13 protein-coding genes are annotated in these 15798 nt (G+C 68.3%); 8 read left to right on the top strand and 5 right to left on the bottom strand.

The window, feature by feature from the left end; genetic code table 11:
• Positions 1-133: 133 nt before the first annotated feature.
• The 3 genes from ACX9MO_RS15625 to ACX9MO_RS15615 are packed head-to-tail and all read left to right on the top strand — an operon-like array spanning position 134 to position 2564.
• Complete coding sequence (locus ACX9MO_RS15625; protein WP_462212507.1) at positions 134-901, top strand: N-formylglutamate amidohydrolase; 768 nt, start codon at positions 134-136, stop codon at positions 899-901.
• Between the two features lie 40 nt (positions 902-941).
• A complete protein-coding gene (locus ACX9MO_RS15620; RefSeq protein ID WP_222489542.1) occupies positions 942-1787 on the top strand; it encodes a MurR/RpiR family transcriptional regulator in 846 nt (281 codons plus the stop codon).
• A gap of 3 nt (positions 1788-1790) precedes the next feature.
• Positions 1791-2564, top strand: coding sequence for a nitrilase-related carbon-nitrogen hydrolase (locus tag ACX9MO_RS15615; RefSeq protein ID WP_462212506.1), 774 nt, complete (start codon positions 1791-1793; stop codon positions 2562-2564).
• Positions 2565-2690: 126 nt separating this feature from the next.
• On the opposite strand, the gene ACX9MO_RS15610 is transcribed toward ACX9MO_RS15615, so the two are convergent.
• The 5 genes from ACX9MO_RS15610 to ACX9MO_RS15590 form a co-directional block, all read right to left on the bottom strand.
• Entirely contained in the window at positions 2691-3329 is a 639-nt protein-coding gene (locus ACX9MO_RS15610; RefSeq protein ID WP_222489540.1) for a response regulator transcription factor, read from the bottom strand.
• Between the two features lie 179 nt (positions 3330-3508).
• The gene (locus ACX9MO_RS15605) at positions 3509-5824 is read right to left on the bottom strand and encodes a sensor histidine kinase (protein ID WP_462212505.1); all 2316 of its coding nucleotides are present in this window, start codon (positions 5822-5824) and stop codon (positions 3509-3511) included.
• A 373-nt stretch (positions 5825-6197) separates the two neighbouring features.
• Complete coding sequence (locus ACX9MO_RS15600) at positions 6198-8240, bottom strand: ATP-dependent helicase (RefSeq protein ID WP_462212504.1); 2043 nt, start codon at positions 8238-8240, stop codon at positions 6198-6200.
• Positions 8241-8663: 423 nt separating this feature from the next.
• On the bottom strand, positions 8664-9524 hold the full coding sequence (locus ACX9MO_RS15595) for an isocitrate lyase/PEP mutase family protein (protein ID WP_222489537.1): 861 nt from the start codon (positions 9522-9524) through the stop codon (positions 8664-8666).
• Positions 9521-10375, bottom strand: a complete 855-nt coding sequence (locus ACX9MO_RS15590; protein ID WP_222489536.1) for a GntR family transcriptional regulator — start codon at positions 10373-10375, stop codon at positions 9521-9523. The genes ACX9MO_RS15595 and ACX9MO_RS15590 overlap by 4 nt, the downstream gene beginning before the upstream one ends.
• A gap of 162 nt (positions 10376-10537) precedes the next feature.
• Here ACX9MO_RS15590 and ACX9MO_RS15585 point away from each other — a divergent pair, with 162 nt between their 5' ends.
• From ACX9MO_RS15585 to leuD, 5 genes are all read left to right on the top strand, one after another.
• Positions 10538-11548 (top strand): Bug family tripartite tricarboxylate transporter substrate binding protein, encoded by a 1011-nt coding sequence (locus ACX9MO_RS15585; RefSeq protein ID WP_462212503.1) that lies wholly within the window; start codon positions 10538-10540, stop codon positions 11546-11548.
• 126 nt (positions 11549-11674) lie between these two features.
• Positions 11675-12175 (top strand): tripartite tricarboxylate transporter TctB family protein, encoded by a 501-nt coding sequence (locus tag ACX9MO_RS15580; protein WP_462212502.1) that lies wholly within the window; start codon positions 11675-11677, stop codon positions 12173-12175.
• Between the two features lie 36 nt (positions 12176-12211).
• A complete protein-coding gene (locus ACX9MO_RS15575; RefSeq protein WP_222489533.1) occupies positions 12212-13732 on the top strand; it encodes a tripartite tricarboxylate transporter permease in 1521 nt (506 codons plus the stop codon).
• Positions 13729-15138: a 3-isopropylmalate dehydratase large subunit gene (gene leuC / locus ACX9MO_RS15570; protein ID WP_462212501.1), complete on the top strand. Its 1410-nt coding sequence runs from the start codon at positions 13729-13731 to the stop codon at positions 15136-15138. Before ACX9MO_RS15575 ends, leuC begins: the two co-directional genes overlap by 4 nt.
• Positions 15135-15752 (top strand): 3-isopropylmalate dehydratase small subunit, encoded by a 618-nt coding sequence (leuD, locus tag ACX9MO_RS15565; RefSeq protein WP_462212500.1) that lies wholly within the window; start codon positions 15135-15137, stop codon positions 15750-15752. The genes leuC and leuD overlap by 4 nt, the downstream gene beginning before the upstream one ends.
• The last annotated feature ends 46 nt before the right edge of the window (positions 15753-15798 follow it).

The raw sequence follows: 15798 nt of genomic DNA, 5'->3' as shown, positions 1-15798 counted from the left end.
CGATGTGTGTCAATCATCTTTCAGAAACGACACGTCATTACAAAATGTAGATTGAATTACATACTCGTTCCGGGGAATGGTGAGGCCAGACAAGCCCCTTGGGACGACACCGAAAATGCCCGATTCCGCCGCCATGCCCTCCCCTGTCGAGACCGGACAAGCCGTTGAAAACTGGCCCGTTCCCTGCACGATCCTGAATGAGAGCGGGGCCTCTGACTGGGTGCTGATCTGCGAACACGCCTCCGCCCATGTGCCTGCGGAATACGCGCGACTCGGCCTCGGAGAGGCGGAACGCCGGGCCCACATCGCCTGGGATCCGGGCGCGGCGGAGCTGACCCGCGCCCTCTCGCAGCGTCTCGACGCGACGGCGACGCTGGCAAATTACTCGCGCCTGCTGATCGACCTGAACCGCCCGATCGATTCGCCCGCCTCGATCCCCGAGATGTCGGAAGAGACCGCGATTCCCGGCAATATCGGCATCACGGCACTGGAACGTGCGCGCCGGATCGACCGGATTTTCACCCCCTTCCACGACAGCGTCACCGCGCTGCTGGACGCCCGCGCCGCCGCCGGCCGGCGCACGCGCCTCCTCGCGCTGCATTCCTTCACCCCGGTCTTCCGCAGCGTGGCACGGCCCTGGCACCTCGGCGTGCTCTCGGGCGCCTCGCGCCCGCTGGCCGAGCGTTTCGTGACCGAAGTCACCGCCCGTGACGCCACGATCACCGCCGCACTGGACGAGCCCTACAAGGTCGAGGAAGGTGACGACATGGCGATCCCGGTGCACGGGGATGCCCGGGGCCTCGACGCGCTGCTGCTGGAGGTCCGCAACGACACGCTGGACGCCCCCGCCTCGGTCGAGGCATGGGCAGAGACGATTGCCGCCGCGCTGGAGCGGCTCTGAGACCATGCCCGCCGCGGGACGGCGGCAACGAGGGACCAAGATGAAGATACGCGATCTCCTTTCCGGCGGTGCCGTCACCCTGACCCCGTCGGAAGAGAAGATCGCGCAGGTCCTGCTCACGGATTACCCGACCTCGGGCCTCGGCACCGCGGCGAGCCTCGCCAAGAAGGCCGGCGTCTCGGACCCGACGGTGAACCGGCTGGTGGTGAAACTGGGCTTCGACGGCTATCCCGCCTTCCAGTCACGCCTGCTGGAAGAGATCGAGGACCGGCTCCGCTCTCCCCTCTCGATGATGGAAAGCCGCCCCACAGGCGGGGACAGCCCGGCCCGGGCCTATCTGCAATCCGCGCGCAAGGCGCTGGAGGAGAGCGAGACCTCGACCCCGCAGGCGAGCTATGACCGCGCGGCGCGGCTGATCATGGAGGCGCGGCAGGTGCTGCTGGTGGGCGGGCGGTTCTCCACCTTCCTCGGCGGGATCCTCGCAGGCCACCTCGAACAGTTCCGCGCCGGTGTCACCGCCCTGCCCGCGCTCTCGGCCCCCGACTATGACCGGCTGGTGGACCTGACCCGCCGCGACCTCGTGGTGACCTTCGACTACCGCCGCTACCAGAGCGACGTGATCGCCTTCACGGAACAGGCCGCGGCCACCGGCGCGCGGGTCGTTCTCTTCACCGATCGGTGGCGATCCCCTGCCGCCACGTCAGCGGATGTGGTCCTTGTCAGCCCTGTCGAGGTCCAGAGCCCCTATGACACGATGGTGCCCGCGCTCGGCCAGATCGAGGCCCTTGTCGCCCAGCTTCTGGCGGAATACGGACCCGAGGTGCGCCGCCGGATCGAACGGATCGAGGCCGTGCGCAGTGCCAACAACGTCACGAGGAACGGCTGAAGAATGCGTCTTGCCCTGTGCCAAGCCGCCCCCACCCGGGGCGATGTCGAGGGGGCTTTTGTCCGGATGGACCGGATGGCCCGCGCCGCGGCCCTGTCGGGGGCCGACCTGCTGCTGCTGCCCGAGCTCTACCTGCCGGGCTACAACCGCCCCGGGCTGCACGGCCCCATGGCGCAGCCCGCCTGCGGTGAATGGATCGCCCGCGCCGCCGAGATCGCACGTCAGGCCGGCTGTGCGCTCTGCTTCGGCTTTGCCGAGAAGACGCCCGAGGGCACCCGCAACAGCGCCATGGTCCTGTCGGCCGAGGGCGAGCGGATCGCGCTCTACCGCAAGGTGCAGCCCTTCGGTGCCATGGAAGAGGCGAACTTCACCCCCGGCGAGGGCTATGTCGCCTTCGACTTCAAGGGCCGCCGCCTCGGCCTGCTGATCTGTTTCGACATCGAGTTCCCGGTCCATGCCCGGCGGCTGGCCGCGGCGGGCGTCGACCTGCTGCTGGTGCCCACGGCGAACCCGGCCGCCTACCCCCACGTGCAGGAGCTTCTGGTGCCCGCGCGCGCCGCCGAGAACGGCATCACCGTGGCCTATGCGAATTATACCGGCGACGATGCGGGCCTCGCCTTCGGCGGCGGCTCGGTCATCGCGGGGCCTCGCGGTGACATCCTCGCCCGGGCAGGCCGTGGCGAGGCGCTGCTGGTCACCGACCTGCCGGACCCGGATCCCGCAACGGCGCAGCATGCGCCGGCGGACCGGGAACGCGGCGACATTCCCGGGCCCTGAGCCCCGACGCCGTGCTCTCAGTGCCTTGAGATGCGGGGCCCGACATGCGGGGCGCAGAGCCCGCCAGAGACGACAAAGGCCGCCTGCAAGGGCGGCCTTTTCCAATCCTGCACGGCCTCGCGCCCCTCAGGGCAGCATCGGCCCCGCGCCCTCGACCCGCTTCACCAGATCCACCAGTTCCACCAGCGAACGCACCTCGAGCTTTTCGAGGATGCGGGCGCGGTGGTGATCGATGGTGCGCGGGCTGATCCCCAGCTGGTTGCCGAGCTCCTTGCTCGACACTTCCGCGGGGTTGGCCATCATCATCTCGACCAGTTCCTCCTCGCGGGCGGTCAGCCGGGCCAGACGGGCGAGGATCTCGCGCTGCTGCGCCATGGCGGCATGGCGGTCCTCGGCGATCTCCAGCGCGGCCTCGATCCGTTCCACCAGCACCGGCTGGCGGAAGGGCTTCTCGAGGAAATCCACCGCGCCGCCCTTCATCGCCTGCACGGATTCGGGCACGCCGCCATGGCCGGTGATGAAGATGATCGCCAGCGGGCTGCCGCGCCGGTTCAGCTCGGCCTGAAGTTCCAGCCCGTTCATGCCCGGCATGCCGTAGTCCAGCACCACGCAGCCTGCGGTTTCGGCATCGTAGCCGTCGAGGAACTCCGCCGCCGAGTCGTAAGGGCGCACGTCGAAGCCCCGCTGCCCGAGAGCCCGCGACAGGGAACTGCGAATATCCTGATCGTCGTCGACAACATAGACGACCGACAGCCTGTCCGTCATTTCGCCTCCCCGGGGCACCCAACAGCAATACGCGCGCAAATCTAGCGATTCGCCCGCACCGCGATAAGGGTCAACCCCTGCCCGCGACCTGAAAAACAGGGAATGTGACCCTCTGACACGCCCTATTCAGGGGATAGACGTGCCTGCGTTGCCCCGATTGGCGGCAGATGCGGCCAGGATCAGGCCGTAGCGAGCGCGACGGTGAAGAGGAACGTCGCGCCACCTTCGGGCGCGGGCTCGTGCCAGAGCCGCCCGCCGTTGGCCTCCACGATCGACTTGCAGATCGACAGGCCCAACCCCATGCCGTTCACCTTGGTGGTCTCGAATTCGGAGAAGAGCGTGATCTCGGGATCGACGCCGGGGCCGGTGTCGGTGACCGCGACGCGGACACAGCCGTCCTCGACGCTGGCGGTGACGCGGACCTGACCACCGGCCTGCCCGCTCTCGGCCACGGCCTCGATCGCGTTGCGCATCAGGTTCACCAGCACCTGCGCGATCTGGATCCGGTTCGCGTTGACCGGCGGCAGGGGCCCGGTCTCGCAGAGCACGGCAATCCCCGCCACCCGGGCCTCGGCCATGACGAGGCGGCGGGTCTGCTGCACCAGTTCCGGCAGGTCGAAGGCGGTCTTCATGCCCTCGTCCCGGCGGATGAAGCCCCGCAGCGCCTTGATGATTTCGCCCGCGCGCATCGACTGATCGGCGATTTCTTCCAGCGTGTGGCGCAGTTCGGGGTCCGCCACGGCCATCTGGTCGATGGCAAAGAGCGCGCTGTCGGCATTCTGCGCGATCGCGGTCAGCGGCTGGTTCAGCTCATGTGCCAGCCCGGCGGCCATCTGCCCCATCGTGTTGTCGCGCGACAGGTTCGACAGGTCCTTCGACAGCTCGGTGATCTGCTCCTCGGCGCGCTTGGCGTGGCTGATGTCATCCATGGTCAGGACGAAGTGCAGCGGCCGCCCCTCCTGGTTGAAGCTGAGGATCGCGTTCACCATGGTCCAGATCGCGGTGCCGTCGTGCCGCAGGCAGCGCATCTCGTGGTTGATCTCCTGCGGGGTGGCGCCGGTATCGGCGGCGGGCAGCAGGAAGGGCGGATCGGAGGGATCGGCCAGATCGGCGAAGGTCATCCGCTCCAGCTCCTCTTCGGAATAGCCCGTGATCTCGCAGAACTTGTGGTTCACCCGCAGGAAGCGCCCGCTGCCCGCATCTATTTGCGCCATCCCGCGCGAGGACAGAGCGAAGGTCTGGCCGAACTCCATCTCCGTCTCGCGCCGCCGGGCGATCTGCTGCATCAGCGTGCGGTTGGCGTTGTCGAGCTCTTCGTAGGTCTTGGGCGAGGGTTCGGAGGGGTCGATCTCGCCCTGCGCGATCAGCGCGGAGCGCACGGCAAAGGCGCGCACGGGCTTGTAGATGTAATTCGCAAGCGCCAGCCCGAGGAGACCGGTGACCGCCGCCACGATGGCCGCGATCCAGATGTTCTGCAGCCGGTTCTCCTTGATCACCTCGGTGAAGTCGCTCTCCAGCGCGTAGGCCGCGATGGTCCAGGGCAGATGCTCGCTGATCGGCGGCATGATGACCGAGACATAGGTCTCGCCGCCGTAGGAGAACTGGCTCAGCGTCTCGGTCGGCGTCGGGACCACGCCATTGGCCTTCAGCCCCGAGAAGGCCGCCCGGGCAATCGGGTCCTCGAACTGGGTGATGTCGACGAAGCGCAGCGTGCCGTCGGCGTCCTTGGTCTTCAGCAGCTCCTTGTTGGGATGCGCGATCACATCCCCGTTCTGGTGGATGATCAGCGCCCGCCCGGTGGAGCCGATGCGCAGCCGCGCGAGGAAATCCGAGATCGCGCTGATCTCGATATCGACGCCCACGATGCCGCGCACGGTGTCGGTGCCATCCATCACCGGCGAGGCCAGCGTGATGCCGGGCTGCTGGGAGGAGAAGAAGATGTAGGGATCGGTCCAGATCGTCGTCAGCTGGTCCCGCGCCCGCTTGTACCAGGGCCGCGTGCGCGGGTCGTAGGTATCCTCCGGGTCGAAGCGGCGCTCGATCACGTTGAACTCGTTGTCACGCCAGATCAGCTCGGTGTTGCGGCTGTCGCCCCTCACCCGGATGATCTTGGTCCGGAACGGCCCCGGCGCGGAGGCATCCGCCCGCATGACGTAGACGAAGCCGCCGTCCTCGCTGCCGTGGTAGACCCCGGCGAACTGCGGCGCCAGTTGCAGCTGCTGGAAGAGCAGCTGCTCCAGCAGCTCGGGCACGTCGCTGGCGATCACCCGGTCCTGGGCCAGCCGGGCCGACAGCTCCGCCGCGCCACGGGCCGGGCTGAGGAAGCCGCGGGAATGTTCGATGGTATTGGTGCCCACGTCGCTGAGCAGGTCGCGGGCATGGTCCAGCAGCGCGCGCTCCGAGGTCACGTAGGAGGAGAAGACCACCGCCAGAACGGCCATGAACTGCAACCCCGCCAGGCCGATCGCCAGCAATGCCCCCAGTGAATTCCGCATGTCCCGCCCGTCGCTGTCACGGGCCTGCCCCGCCTTTCAAGGGGTCTCACAATCCCCCCCGCCGGGCAACGGAAATGGCCCCGTGCCGGCATAGGCAATATTACGCAGGCAATCACACGAATATCACGTGGCTGTTCGCTGTGGCAGTCTGATGGCACCGGAGGAGAGGGGGTAACAGACATCCCGTTAAGTTCCTGATCCGATGGCTTATTTGAGCAAGACCTTTTTAGTGGCGCGTGTGAGTGGTGCGTCCATAGGATCCACATTTATCTGAATGCCGGCATCGGGAATCCCCACTTGATGCCGGCATTCCTTTCCGTGGTTCAGCCTCTTGCGGACACCGGAGCCCGGCCCGCGGCGACAGCCACGCCCCCTACCCCCACATGGAGCGCATCCGCGCCGAGACGTCGATCTTCGGCGGGGCCTGACGGGCCTGCGACGCCCCCTGCGTCGGCGACCAGTGCAGCGCCTCGAACCGGTCGAGGATGCCGTTCGGGATGAAGCGCGTGCGCATGGCATAGACATGCCGGTCGCCGTTGCGCGTCTGCTGGGTGACGTAGAATCGCAGCGGCAGCCCCAGCGTCAGCCGGTCCTTGGCCCGCGTCATGGCGACATAGAGCAGCCGCCGCTCCTCCTCCAGCTCATGGGTCGACCCGGTGCCGAGGTCGGACGGAATGCAGCCATCCACCGCGTTCAGCAGGTAGACCGATTTCCATTCCTGCCCCTTGGCGGAGTGGATGGTGGAGAGGATCAGGTAGTCCTCGTCCTTCAGCGGCACACCGGCCTGATCGCTGGTGGCGTCGGGCGGGTCGAGCGTCAGCTCGGTCAGGAAGGCCTCGGCCGAGGGGTAGCCTTGGGCGATCTGCTCCAGTTGCAGCAGGTCAGCGCGGCGGGCATCCGCGTCCTCGTGGATGCGCTCCAGGTGCGGCTCGTACCAGGCGCGGGCCTTCTCCAGCGCCACGGGCCAGCTGGTCTGCCCCGACATCGCCGCGACGAAACCCGGCCAGTCGGCACGGGCCTTGGCGGGCGGCGTCACCGCCTCCAGCGCGGTCACCGGATCGGGCGCGAGGTCGAGCGCGTCGAGCACCCGCCCCGCCGCCTTGGGCCCGATGCCGGGGATCAGTTGCAGCACCCGGAAGCCCGCCACCCGGTCGCGCGGATTGCGCGCCAGCCGCAGCACCGCCAGCAGGTCCTTCACATGGGCCGTGTCGAGAAACTTCAGCCCGCCGAATTTCACATACGGCACGTTGCGGCGGGTCAGTTCGGCCTCCAGCTGGATCGAATGGCTGGCGGTGCGGAAGAGCACGGCCTGGTCCTTCAGCCGCGTGCCCGTCTCGCGGTCGTCCAGCACCCGGTCGACGATGTAGCGCGCCTGCTCCGCCTCGCTGTTCACCGTGACGAGGCGGGGTTTCTCCGCGCTCTCGCGCTCGGTCCAGAGGTCCTTGGTGAAGCGTTCGCGGGCCTCGGCGATCACCGCGTTGGCGGCGGCCAGGATCGGCTGGGTCGAGCGGTAGTTGCGATCCAGCGTGACGACGCCCGCGGGCGGATCGAACTGGCCGGGAAAGTCGAGGATATTGCGCACGGTCGCGGCCCGGAAAGCATAGATCGACTGCGCATCATCCCCCACCACCGTCAGCCCGCGCCCGTCGGGCTTCAGCCCCATGAGGATACGCGCCTGCAACCGGTTGGTGTCCTGGTATTCGTCGATCAGCACGTGGTCCCACTCCGCCCCGATCCAGGCGGCGAAGCCGGGATCGGCCATCACCTGTGCCCATGCCAGCAGCAGGTCGTCGAAATCGAGGACGTTCTGCGCCTGCTTGGCCTCCACGTAGGCGCCGAAAAGGGTTTTCAGCTCCGCCTCCCAGCGGGCGCACCACGGGAAGTGCTCGCGCAGGACCTCGGCCAGCGGCTCCTCGGCGTTGACCGCGCGGGAGTAGATCGCAAGGCAGGTGCCCTTGGCCGGAAAGCGCGTCTCGGTCTGGCTGAGGCCCGCTGCATGGCGGCAGAGGTTCATCAGGTCGGCGCTGTCCTCGCGGTCGTGGATCGAGAACTCGGGGTGCAGGCCGATGGCCTCGGCATTGTCGCGCAGGATGCGGGCGCCGATGCCGTGGAAGGTGCCGGCCCAGGTGAGCGCCTCGGCCGCCACGGCAGAGCCCATGGCCTGCGCCGTGATCCGTTCGACCCGGCGGGTGAGCTCCACCGCCGCGCGACGCGAGAAGGTCATCAGCAGGATGCGCCGGGGATCGGCGCCTGAGGCCAGCAGATGCGCTACCCGATGCGCCAGCGTGTTGGTCTTGCCCGAGCCCGCCCCCGCGATCACCAAGAGCGGCGCGCCGGGGGTCGCATCCGCCGGGCCATGGGTCACGGCGGCCCGCTGGTTGTCGTTCAGTTTGTCGAGGTATCCTGCCTGCGCCATCCCTGCCCACCGATGGTTTGCGTTTTGCGTTTTGCGGCAGGATAGCGTTAAGAGAACATAAAGGGAACTTTGTTTTGGAGGGGGCGGTGGTTCGCTGGTGCCGCAGTCATCGCGTGCTCCTTCCGCGACCTCAAGAAAACCCTTCGAATGCGCTGTCTCCACTAATTCTTGTGCAGTGAGACGGAACCCCTATCGGCCCCACCATCAACCCGCCACCTCACGGAATGTCCCGCCCGGCCTCAGGCCGGGCAGCGCCGACCCGCCCCCATGGGGCGGCGCTTATGCGCCACCCCGCGGGTCGGCGCTGCCCTTCGCGTTTCATGTCCAGCGTGTGTGTTGGGGCGAGCGTGGTCAGCGCCCGATATAAAAACACCCGGAAGCTTACGCCTCCGGGTGCCGCTCCGTCAGGACCTCTGCCCCGGATCATTCGTATTTCGCGCCATGCTCCAGCATCTGCGGCAGGCCGATCACCTCGTTCAGCTCGTCAAAGACCGCCATCCGCTCCTTGAAGGGCGCGTTGCTGCCGTTCTCCTTGAGCGAGGCGTAATACGCCTGCCCCTGCCGCAGCATCGCCCGGGCCACGCCGCCCGGGAAGATCACCACCCGGAAGCCCCGGTCGTGCAACTCCTGCGCCGAGCCCATGGGGGTCATGCCGCCCTCGACCATGTTCGCCAGCAGCGGGATTCGCGCGGCGAAGGTCTTGGCGATCACCTCCATCTGCTCCAGCGAGCGCGGCGCCTCGATGAAGAGCACGTCGGCCCCGGCCTCCACGTACATCTCCGCCCGCTCCAGCGCGGCGTCGAACCCCTCGACGGCGATGGCATCGGTCCGGGCGATGATCTGGAAGCCCTCGGATTTCCGCGCATCCACGGCGGCCTTGATCTTGCCCACCATCTCGGCGGCGGGGATCAGCTTCTTGCCCGCGAGGTGGCCGCAGCGCTTGGGGAAGCTCTGGTCTTCCATCTGGATCGCCTGCGCGCCCGCCCGCTCGAAGCCGCGCACCGTGCGCTGCACGTTCAGCGCATTGCCGAAGCCGGTGTCGCCATCCACGATCATCGGCAGGCCAACGCGGTCGGTGATCAGTTCCACGGTCGAGATCACCTCGGAGACGGAAACCAGCCCGATGTCGGGCCGCCCCAGCCGGGTGTAGGCGATCGAGGCGCCGGAGAGGTAGAGGCAGTCAAAGCCCGCCTGCTCGGCCAGCAGCGCGGTGAAGGCGTCATAGACGCCCGGGGCCACGATGCCGCGGGCGGGATCGGCCAGAAGGGTCTTGAGAGAGGTCATTGGTCTGCTCCGGTCGCGGTGTCCTTGGTGGTCCAGATTTGCGCCGCCTGTGTCTGGCTGCGGTCGTATTCCATCTCGTGTTCGTAGGTGTCGGGCCGGTAGAGCCCGTTGATGTATTCCACCACTGCCCCGGCATCGTCGAAGACGAGGCGGCGGACGGAGAGCAGCGCCTCGCCCGGCTCGATCCGCAGCAGATGCGCCACCTCGGGCGTGGCCAGCTTGGCGGTGATCGCCTGACGGGCCGAGGCGATGGGATGGCCCGCGCGCTCGATCAGGCGCAGCAGCGGCGTGCACTGCATCTCCTCGGGGGTGAAACTGCGCCCGATGGGTTCGGGCAGCCATGTGGTCAGGTGGCTGAAGGGCACGCCTTCATGGCTGCGTACCCGGACGGCACGCTGCATCACGGTGCCATGGGGCACCTGCATCGCGTCGCAGACCTGCGGCGGCGCGGTGACGAAGGTCAGGTCGATCAGTTCCACGTCGGTCTGAAGGCCAAGCGCGATCAGGTTCTCGATATTGCCCGAGAGGCTGGCCCCCACCGGCGAGGGACGGCTGTCGCGCCGGGCGAAGGTGCCACGCCCGCGCTGCCGCTCCACCCGGCCCTCCTGCGCCAGACGGTCCATCGCCTTGCGAATCGTGATCCGCGAGACCTCGAACCGATCCGCCAGAGCCAGCTCCCCCGCCATGGGTTCCACGTCGGTATAGACCCCGTCTTCGATCTCCTGCTTCAGAATCAGGTAGACGCGATGGTGCTTGGGCCAGAGGCTCTCCTCGCCCGAGGCGGCGCCTCCAAGGGAAGCGGACCCGGTCACGGCGCTGCCCGAAGGCCGGTTACGTGGCTGTTCTGCCATGGCTCTTCCTCAGATGTCCTCCCGTTGACGGAGATTGTTAACCGGAAGTTGATCAGCCTCCAACCCCAAATGTATTATTGACATGACATTAAGACTTGATAGCTTTCTGGCCATGCGGGCCACAGGGTCCGTGCCGGATTTGGCCGGAAATGGGAGGATACCATGCTGAACTTCACCGGCGCATCGCGCCGCCGCTTCATCTGCACCGCCGTCGCGTCGCTGGCCCTTGCCGGCGTCCCGCTGACCGCTGCGCAGGCCGCCGACGGCTGGCCCGAGGACCCGATCACCATCGTCGTGCCGTTCAAGGCCGGCGGCTCGGCCGACCGGATGGCCCGCACCCTGTCGGAGCCGCTCTCCGAAGAGCTCGGCGTGCCGGTGACGGTCGAGAACCGCCCCGGCGGCGCAGGCGGCCTCGGCGCGACCTATGTCGCCCGCCAGTCCAAGCCGGACGGCAACACCCTGCTGCTGATGCAGGCGACGCCCTACCTCGCCAACGCGATCCTCGTCGGCGGCGCGCCGGTGAAATGGGAAGACTTCAAGCTGCTGAACGCCCAGTGGAACGACTACGCCATCGTGGCCGTCCACAACGACAGCCCCTACGAGACCTTCGGCCAGCTGGTCGAGGCCATGAAGGAGCCGGGCAAGGTCTCCTCGGGGATCATCTACGGCAACGGCGGCCACCTGCAGACCCTCGTCGCCATGGAAGCCCTCGACATTCCCGCCGACAACGTGCGCTTCGTCACCTACGACGGCGGCGCCCCGCTGCGCACCGCGCTTGCGGGCAACCAGGTCGACTTCGAGATCATCGCCGCCCGCGGCGCCGCCTCGATCATGGACAGCCTGCGGGTCCTTGCGGTGGTCAACGACAGCGATCCCGACGGGCTCGGCGCGCCGCTGCTGAACGATGAGATGACCGGCCTCGGCGCCGAGAAGCAGCCGATCATCGGCGGCAACATCACCGGCCTGATCGTCCCCTCCGCCTTCGAGGCGGAGTGCCCCGAGCGCTATTCCAAGCTGGTCACCGCCTACGAGACGGTCGTCACCTCGGACGCCTACAAGGACGCCGCGGCGCAGGCCGGGATCGGCGCGGACTGGGTCGGCCCCGAGGCCAGCCAGAAGATGGTCGACGACGCCTATACCGCGCTCGAAGCGCTCAGCGACGTGGTGAACTGAGGCCGCCCGAAAGGGACGGCTCCAGACGACGCCAGGCGGCCCCGACGATCACGGGGCCACCATACGTGACGAACAAGGGCGGGGCCCCTCGGGCCCTGCCCCCCCTTCCACCGCTGGACGCACGACATGACTGACGCCCCCCGCACGCCCCCTGCCGCGCCGGACCTGGAGACCGCTCCGACCCCGCGCCGGAACTGGGGCGCTCTCGTCTTCGCCCTCGTCCTCGCCGCCGCCCTCGCCTTCTACGCCTGGAGCGTGATGGGCGTGGCCCGCGGCCTGACGGACTACCTGCTGATCCTGCCCGCCGCGGCGATCGGGGTGGCGGCCACCCTCTGGGCCGGGATCGCCGACCTCGCCCCGCTCAAGGGGCTGGCACAGGTCACCCGCCGCCCCCTGCGCGAAGAGACCAAGGGCATCGCCCTGCTGGTGCTGACCGGCATCTACGCCTGCCTGCTGCCATGGATCGGCTTCGACGTGGGCACCGCGCTCTTCATCGCCCTCGCCCTGATCATCCAGGGCGAACGCAGCTGGTGGAGGCTGGCGCTGGCCGCCGTGCCGGGCGCCGCGCTCATGACATGGATTTTCACGGACCTTCTGATGGTCCGCCTGCCGGTGCTGCTGTTCTGAGCCGCACCGGATGACCACTATCGGGACACGACCCAGATGATCGACCTTTCCGCCTTCTCCGCCGCCCTTTCCCTGCTGGGCAGCGATCCGCTGGCCTGGCTGGTGGTGATCCCCGGCCTGTTCATCGGGCTGATCTTCGGGGCGATCCCGGGGCTTTCCATCTCCATCGCCATGGCGGTCTTCCTGCCCGCCACGCTCTACATGGACTTCCTGCCCGCGATCCTCTTCCTGACCGCGATCTTCACCGGCGGCGGCTTCGGCGGCGCGGTGCCCGCGATCCTGATGAACATCCCCGGCACCTCCTCCGCCGTGGCGACCGCCTTCGACGGCTACCCGATGTCGAAGAACGGCCAGCACGGCGAAGCGCTCGGCGCGGGTCTCGTGGCCTCGGCCGTGGGGACGCTCTTCGGCTACATCCTGCTGATGTTCATCGTCTCGCCGGTGGCCACGTGGGTGCTGATGCTGGGCCCGACCGAGATGCTGATCGTCGCGATCTGGGGCCTGCTGCTGATCGCCGTGCTGAACGACAGCTCCATCGCCAAGGGCCTCGCCGCAGGCATCCTCGGCATCCTGATCAGCACCATCGGCTATTCCGACACCGGGCTGATGCGCGGCACCTTCGGCTCGATGTACCTGCTCGACGGCATCCCCGCGATCCCGGCGCTGATCGGCCTCTTCGCCGCCTCCGAGCTGATCAACATGGCGGGGCGCGACTACCTGATCGCCGACCGCGAGATGCGCAAGATGAAGCTCAAGCCGATCCTCAAGGGTGCAGGCGACACGCTGCGCGCCTGGCCCCGGGTGATGCGCGGCTCGGCCATCGGGACGCTGATCGGGATCATTCCCGGCGTCGGCGCCTCGGTCGCCAACCTCGCCTCCTATGCCGCCGCCAAGCGGCTGTCCAAGGAACCCGAGAGCTTCGGCAAGGGCAACCGCGAGGGCGTCGTCGCCTCCGAGGCGGCCAACTCCTCCTCCGAGGGCGGTGGCATGGTCACGCTGCTGGCGCTCGGCCTGCCCGGCGGCGCGGGCACGGCGATCCTGCTGGGCGCCTTCGCCATGCACAACGTGACCGGCGGCCCGCGCTTCATCTCCGAGAACACGGATATCGTCTATGCGCTGATCCTCGGGAACATCGCGCAGGCGATCCTGTTGCTGGGGGTCGGGCTGGTCTTCGTCTTCCTCGCCTCCTCGATCGTGAAGATCCGCCTGAGCTACCTGATCCCCTACGTGCTCTCGATCTCGATGATGGGCACCTACGCGATCACCGGCTCCCTCGTCGGGCCGCTGACGGTGGCGGGCGCAGGCGCGCTCGGCTGGATCATGCGGCGCTACGGCTACCCGGTGACGGCCACCGTCGTCGGCCTGCTGATCGGCCCCATGGCCGAGGGAGAGCTCACCCGCTCGTGGCAGATTTCCGGCGGTGACCCCGCCTTCGTGCTCGGCCGTCCGATCACAATGGTGATGCTGGTACTTCTGGTCCTGATGCTGGCCGCGATCTTCGTCGGCAAGCAAATGGGCCGCCGCAGCGCCGCCCTCGTGGAAGGAGAGAACGCATGACCGCCTCCCAGACTGGCCCCCAAACCGACACCCAAACTGGCCCCCGCACCGCCATCGCCAAGATTTGGGACCGGCACCGCGTGTTGACGCAGGACGGCTCCGACCTGCTCTACATCGACCGGCATTACCTGCACGAGGGCTCGCACCACGCCTTCGCCCGCCTGCGCGAAACCGGCCGCGAGCTGCGCCACCCGGAACTGACCTTCGGCGTGGCGGATCACTACGCGCCCTCCAGCCCGCTGCGCGCGACCGAGACGACGGCCACGATGATCGACCGGCTGAAACGCAACGCCAGCGACTTCGGCATCGACAGCTTCGGCATCGGCGATCCCCGGCGCGGGATCGTCCACGTGGCGATGCCGGAACAGGGCCTCACCCTGCCCGGCGTCACCGTGGTCTGCGGCGACAGCCACACCGCGACCCATGGCGCCTTCGGGGCCTTCGCCTTCGGCATCGGCGCCTCCGAGGTGGCCCATGTTATGGCGACCCAGACTCTCTGGCAGAAGCCCGTGCCCGTCATGCGCATCCGCGTCACCGGCCGCCTGCCCGCAGGCACCACGGCCAAGGACCTCGCGCTTGCGATCATCTGGAAGATCGGCACCGGCGGCGCGACGGGTCATGCGGTGGAATACGACGGCGAGGCGATTGCCGCGCTCTCGATGGAAGAGCGCATGACGCTGTGCAACATGACCATCGAGATGGGCGCACGCTCGGGCTTCGTGCCCCCGGACGAGACGACCTTCGACTGGCTCAAGGGCCGCCCGATGGCCCCCGCAGGCGCCGACTGGGACGCCGCCGTGGCCGAATGGCGCGGGCTGACCGCCGACCCGGGTGCGGTCTATGACCGCGAGGTCGACCTGGACGCCGCCGAGGTCGCCCCCATGGTCACTTGGGGCACCAGCCCCGAGCAGGTCGCCCCCGTCGACGGCGCGATCCCGGCAGACGCCAACGGCGACTCGCTGGGCTACATGGGGCTGGAGGCCGGCGCGCCGATCACCGGCATCACCGTGGACCGCGCCTTCATCGGCAGCTGCACCAACGGGCGGCTCTCAGACCTCAAGGCCGCCGCCGCGGTGCTGGCGGGGCGCAGCCTTGCCGTGCCGCTGCTGGTCTCGCCCGGCTCCGACGACGTGGCGCGGCAGGCCGAAGAGCTTGGCATCGCGGATATCTTCCGCGCGGCCGGGGCCGAATGGGGCGCCAGCGGCTGTTCGCTCTGCGTCGGCATGAACGGCGATCTGGTGGCCTCGGGCGAACGCTGCGCCTCGACCTCGAACCGCAACTTCCGCGGCCGTCAGGGCCCCGGCGCCCGCACCCACCTGATGAGCCCGCAGATGGTGGCCGCCGCGGCCGTCACCGGGCGGATCAGCGATGCCCGCGCGCTGCTGGCAGAGGAGACCAAGGCGTGAAACCGATCAAGACCCTCGCAGGCCCCGCCGCCGCGCTGCCCTTTGCCAACGTGGACACCGATCAGATCATCCCGGCCCGCTTCATGAGCCGTTCGCGCGCGGATGGCTACGGCGACCAGTGTTTCCACGACATGCGCTTCGATCAGGACGGCGCGGCCCGGGCCGACTTCCCCCTCAACGCCCTGCCCGAGGGGCCGACGGTGCTGGTGGCGGATGACAACTTCGGCTGCGGCTCCTCCCGCGAGGCGGCGGTCTATGCGCTGCTGGATTACGGCGTCAGCGCCGTCATCGCGCCGAGCTTTGCGGACATCTTCCGCTCGAACTCGGGCAAGAACGGCCTGCTGACCATCGCCCTGCCGCCCGCCACGGTGCAGGCGCTGCTGGCGAAACTGGCCGAGGCCCCCGGCACGCCCGCACAGGTCGACCTGCCCGCGCAGCGCGTCACCATCGGCAACGAGGCCTTCGATTTCGAGATCGACCCGCGGCTGAAGCACCGGCTGGAAAATGGGCTCGACGATCTCTCGGCCACGTTGCAGGACGCCGACCAGATCGAGGCTTTCGAGGCGTCCTATTTCGGCGCCCGACCCTGGATCACGCCCCGCAAGGCGGGCTGATCCGACCCCAAGCACCACTCACGGGGATGAAAGGGACGGCCTTGGC

This window comes from Pseudooceanicola profundus, from assembly GCF_054919315.1.
Note: the sequence above shows the minus strand (reverse complement) of the source record. Positions and strands in the feature narration are given on the sequence as shown.

Bases quoted from the DNA above. Each gene is read 5' to 3' on its own strand.
- ACX9MO_RS15580 (WP_462212502.1), top strand. From the start codon at position 11,675: ATGACTGACGCCCCCCGCACGCCCCCTGCCGCGCCGGACCTGGAGACC.
- ACX9MO_RS15615 (WP_462212506.1), top strand. From the start codon at position 1,791: ATGCGTCTTGCCCTGTGCCAAGCCGCCCCCACCCGGGGCGATGTCGAG.
- ACX9MO_RS15585 (WP_462212503.1), top strand. From the start codon at position 10,538: ATGCTGAACTTCACCGGCGCATCGCGCCGCCGCTTCATCTGCACCGCC.
- ACX9MO_RS15610 (WP_222489540.1), bottom strand. From the start codon at position 3,329: ATGACGGACAGGCTGTCGGTCGTCTATGTTGTCGACGACGATCAGGAT.
- ACX9MO_RS15595 (WP_222489537.1), bottom strand. From the start codon at position 9,524: ATGACCTCTCTCAAGACCCTTCTGGCCGATCCCGCCCGCGGCATCGTG.
- leuC (WP_462212501.1), top strand. From the start codon at position 13,729: ATGACCGCCTCCCAGACTGGCCCCCAAACCGACACCCAAACTGGCCCC.
- ACX9MO_RS15590 (WP_222489536.1), bottom strand. From the start codon at position 10,375: ATGGCAGAACAGCCACGTAACCGGCCTTCGGGCAGCGCCGTGACCGGG.
- ACX9MO_RS15625 (WP_462212507.1), top strand. From the start codon at position 134: ATGCCCTCCCCTGTCGAGACCGGACAAGCCGTTGAAAACTGGCCCGTT.
- ACX9MO_RS15575 (WP_222489533.1), top strand. From the start codon at position 12,212: ATGATCGACCTTTCCGCCTTCTCCGCCGCCCTTTCCCTGCTGGGCAGC.
- ACX9MO_RS15600 (WP_462212504.1), bottom strand. From the start codon at position 8,240: ATGGCGCAGGCAGGATACCTCGACAAACTGAACGACAACCAGCGGGCC.
- ACX9MO_RS15620 (WP_222489542.1), top strand. From the start codon at position 942: ATGAAGATACGCGATCTCCTTTCCGGCGGTGCCGTCACCCTGACCCCG.
- ACX9MO_RS15605 (WP_462212505.1), bottom strand. From the start codon at position 5,824: ATGCGGAATTCACTGGGGGCATTGCTGGCGATCGGCCTGGCGGGGTTG.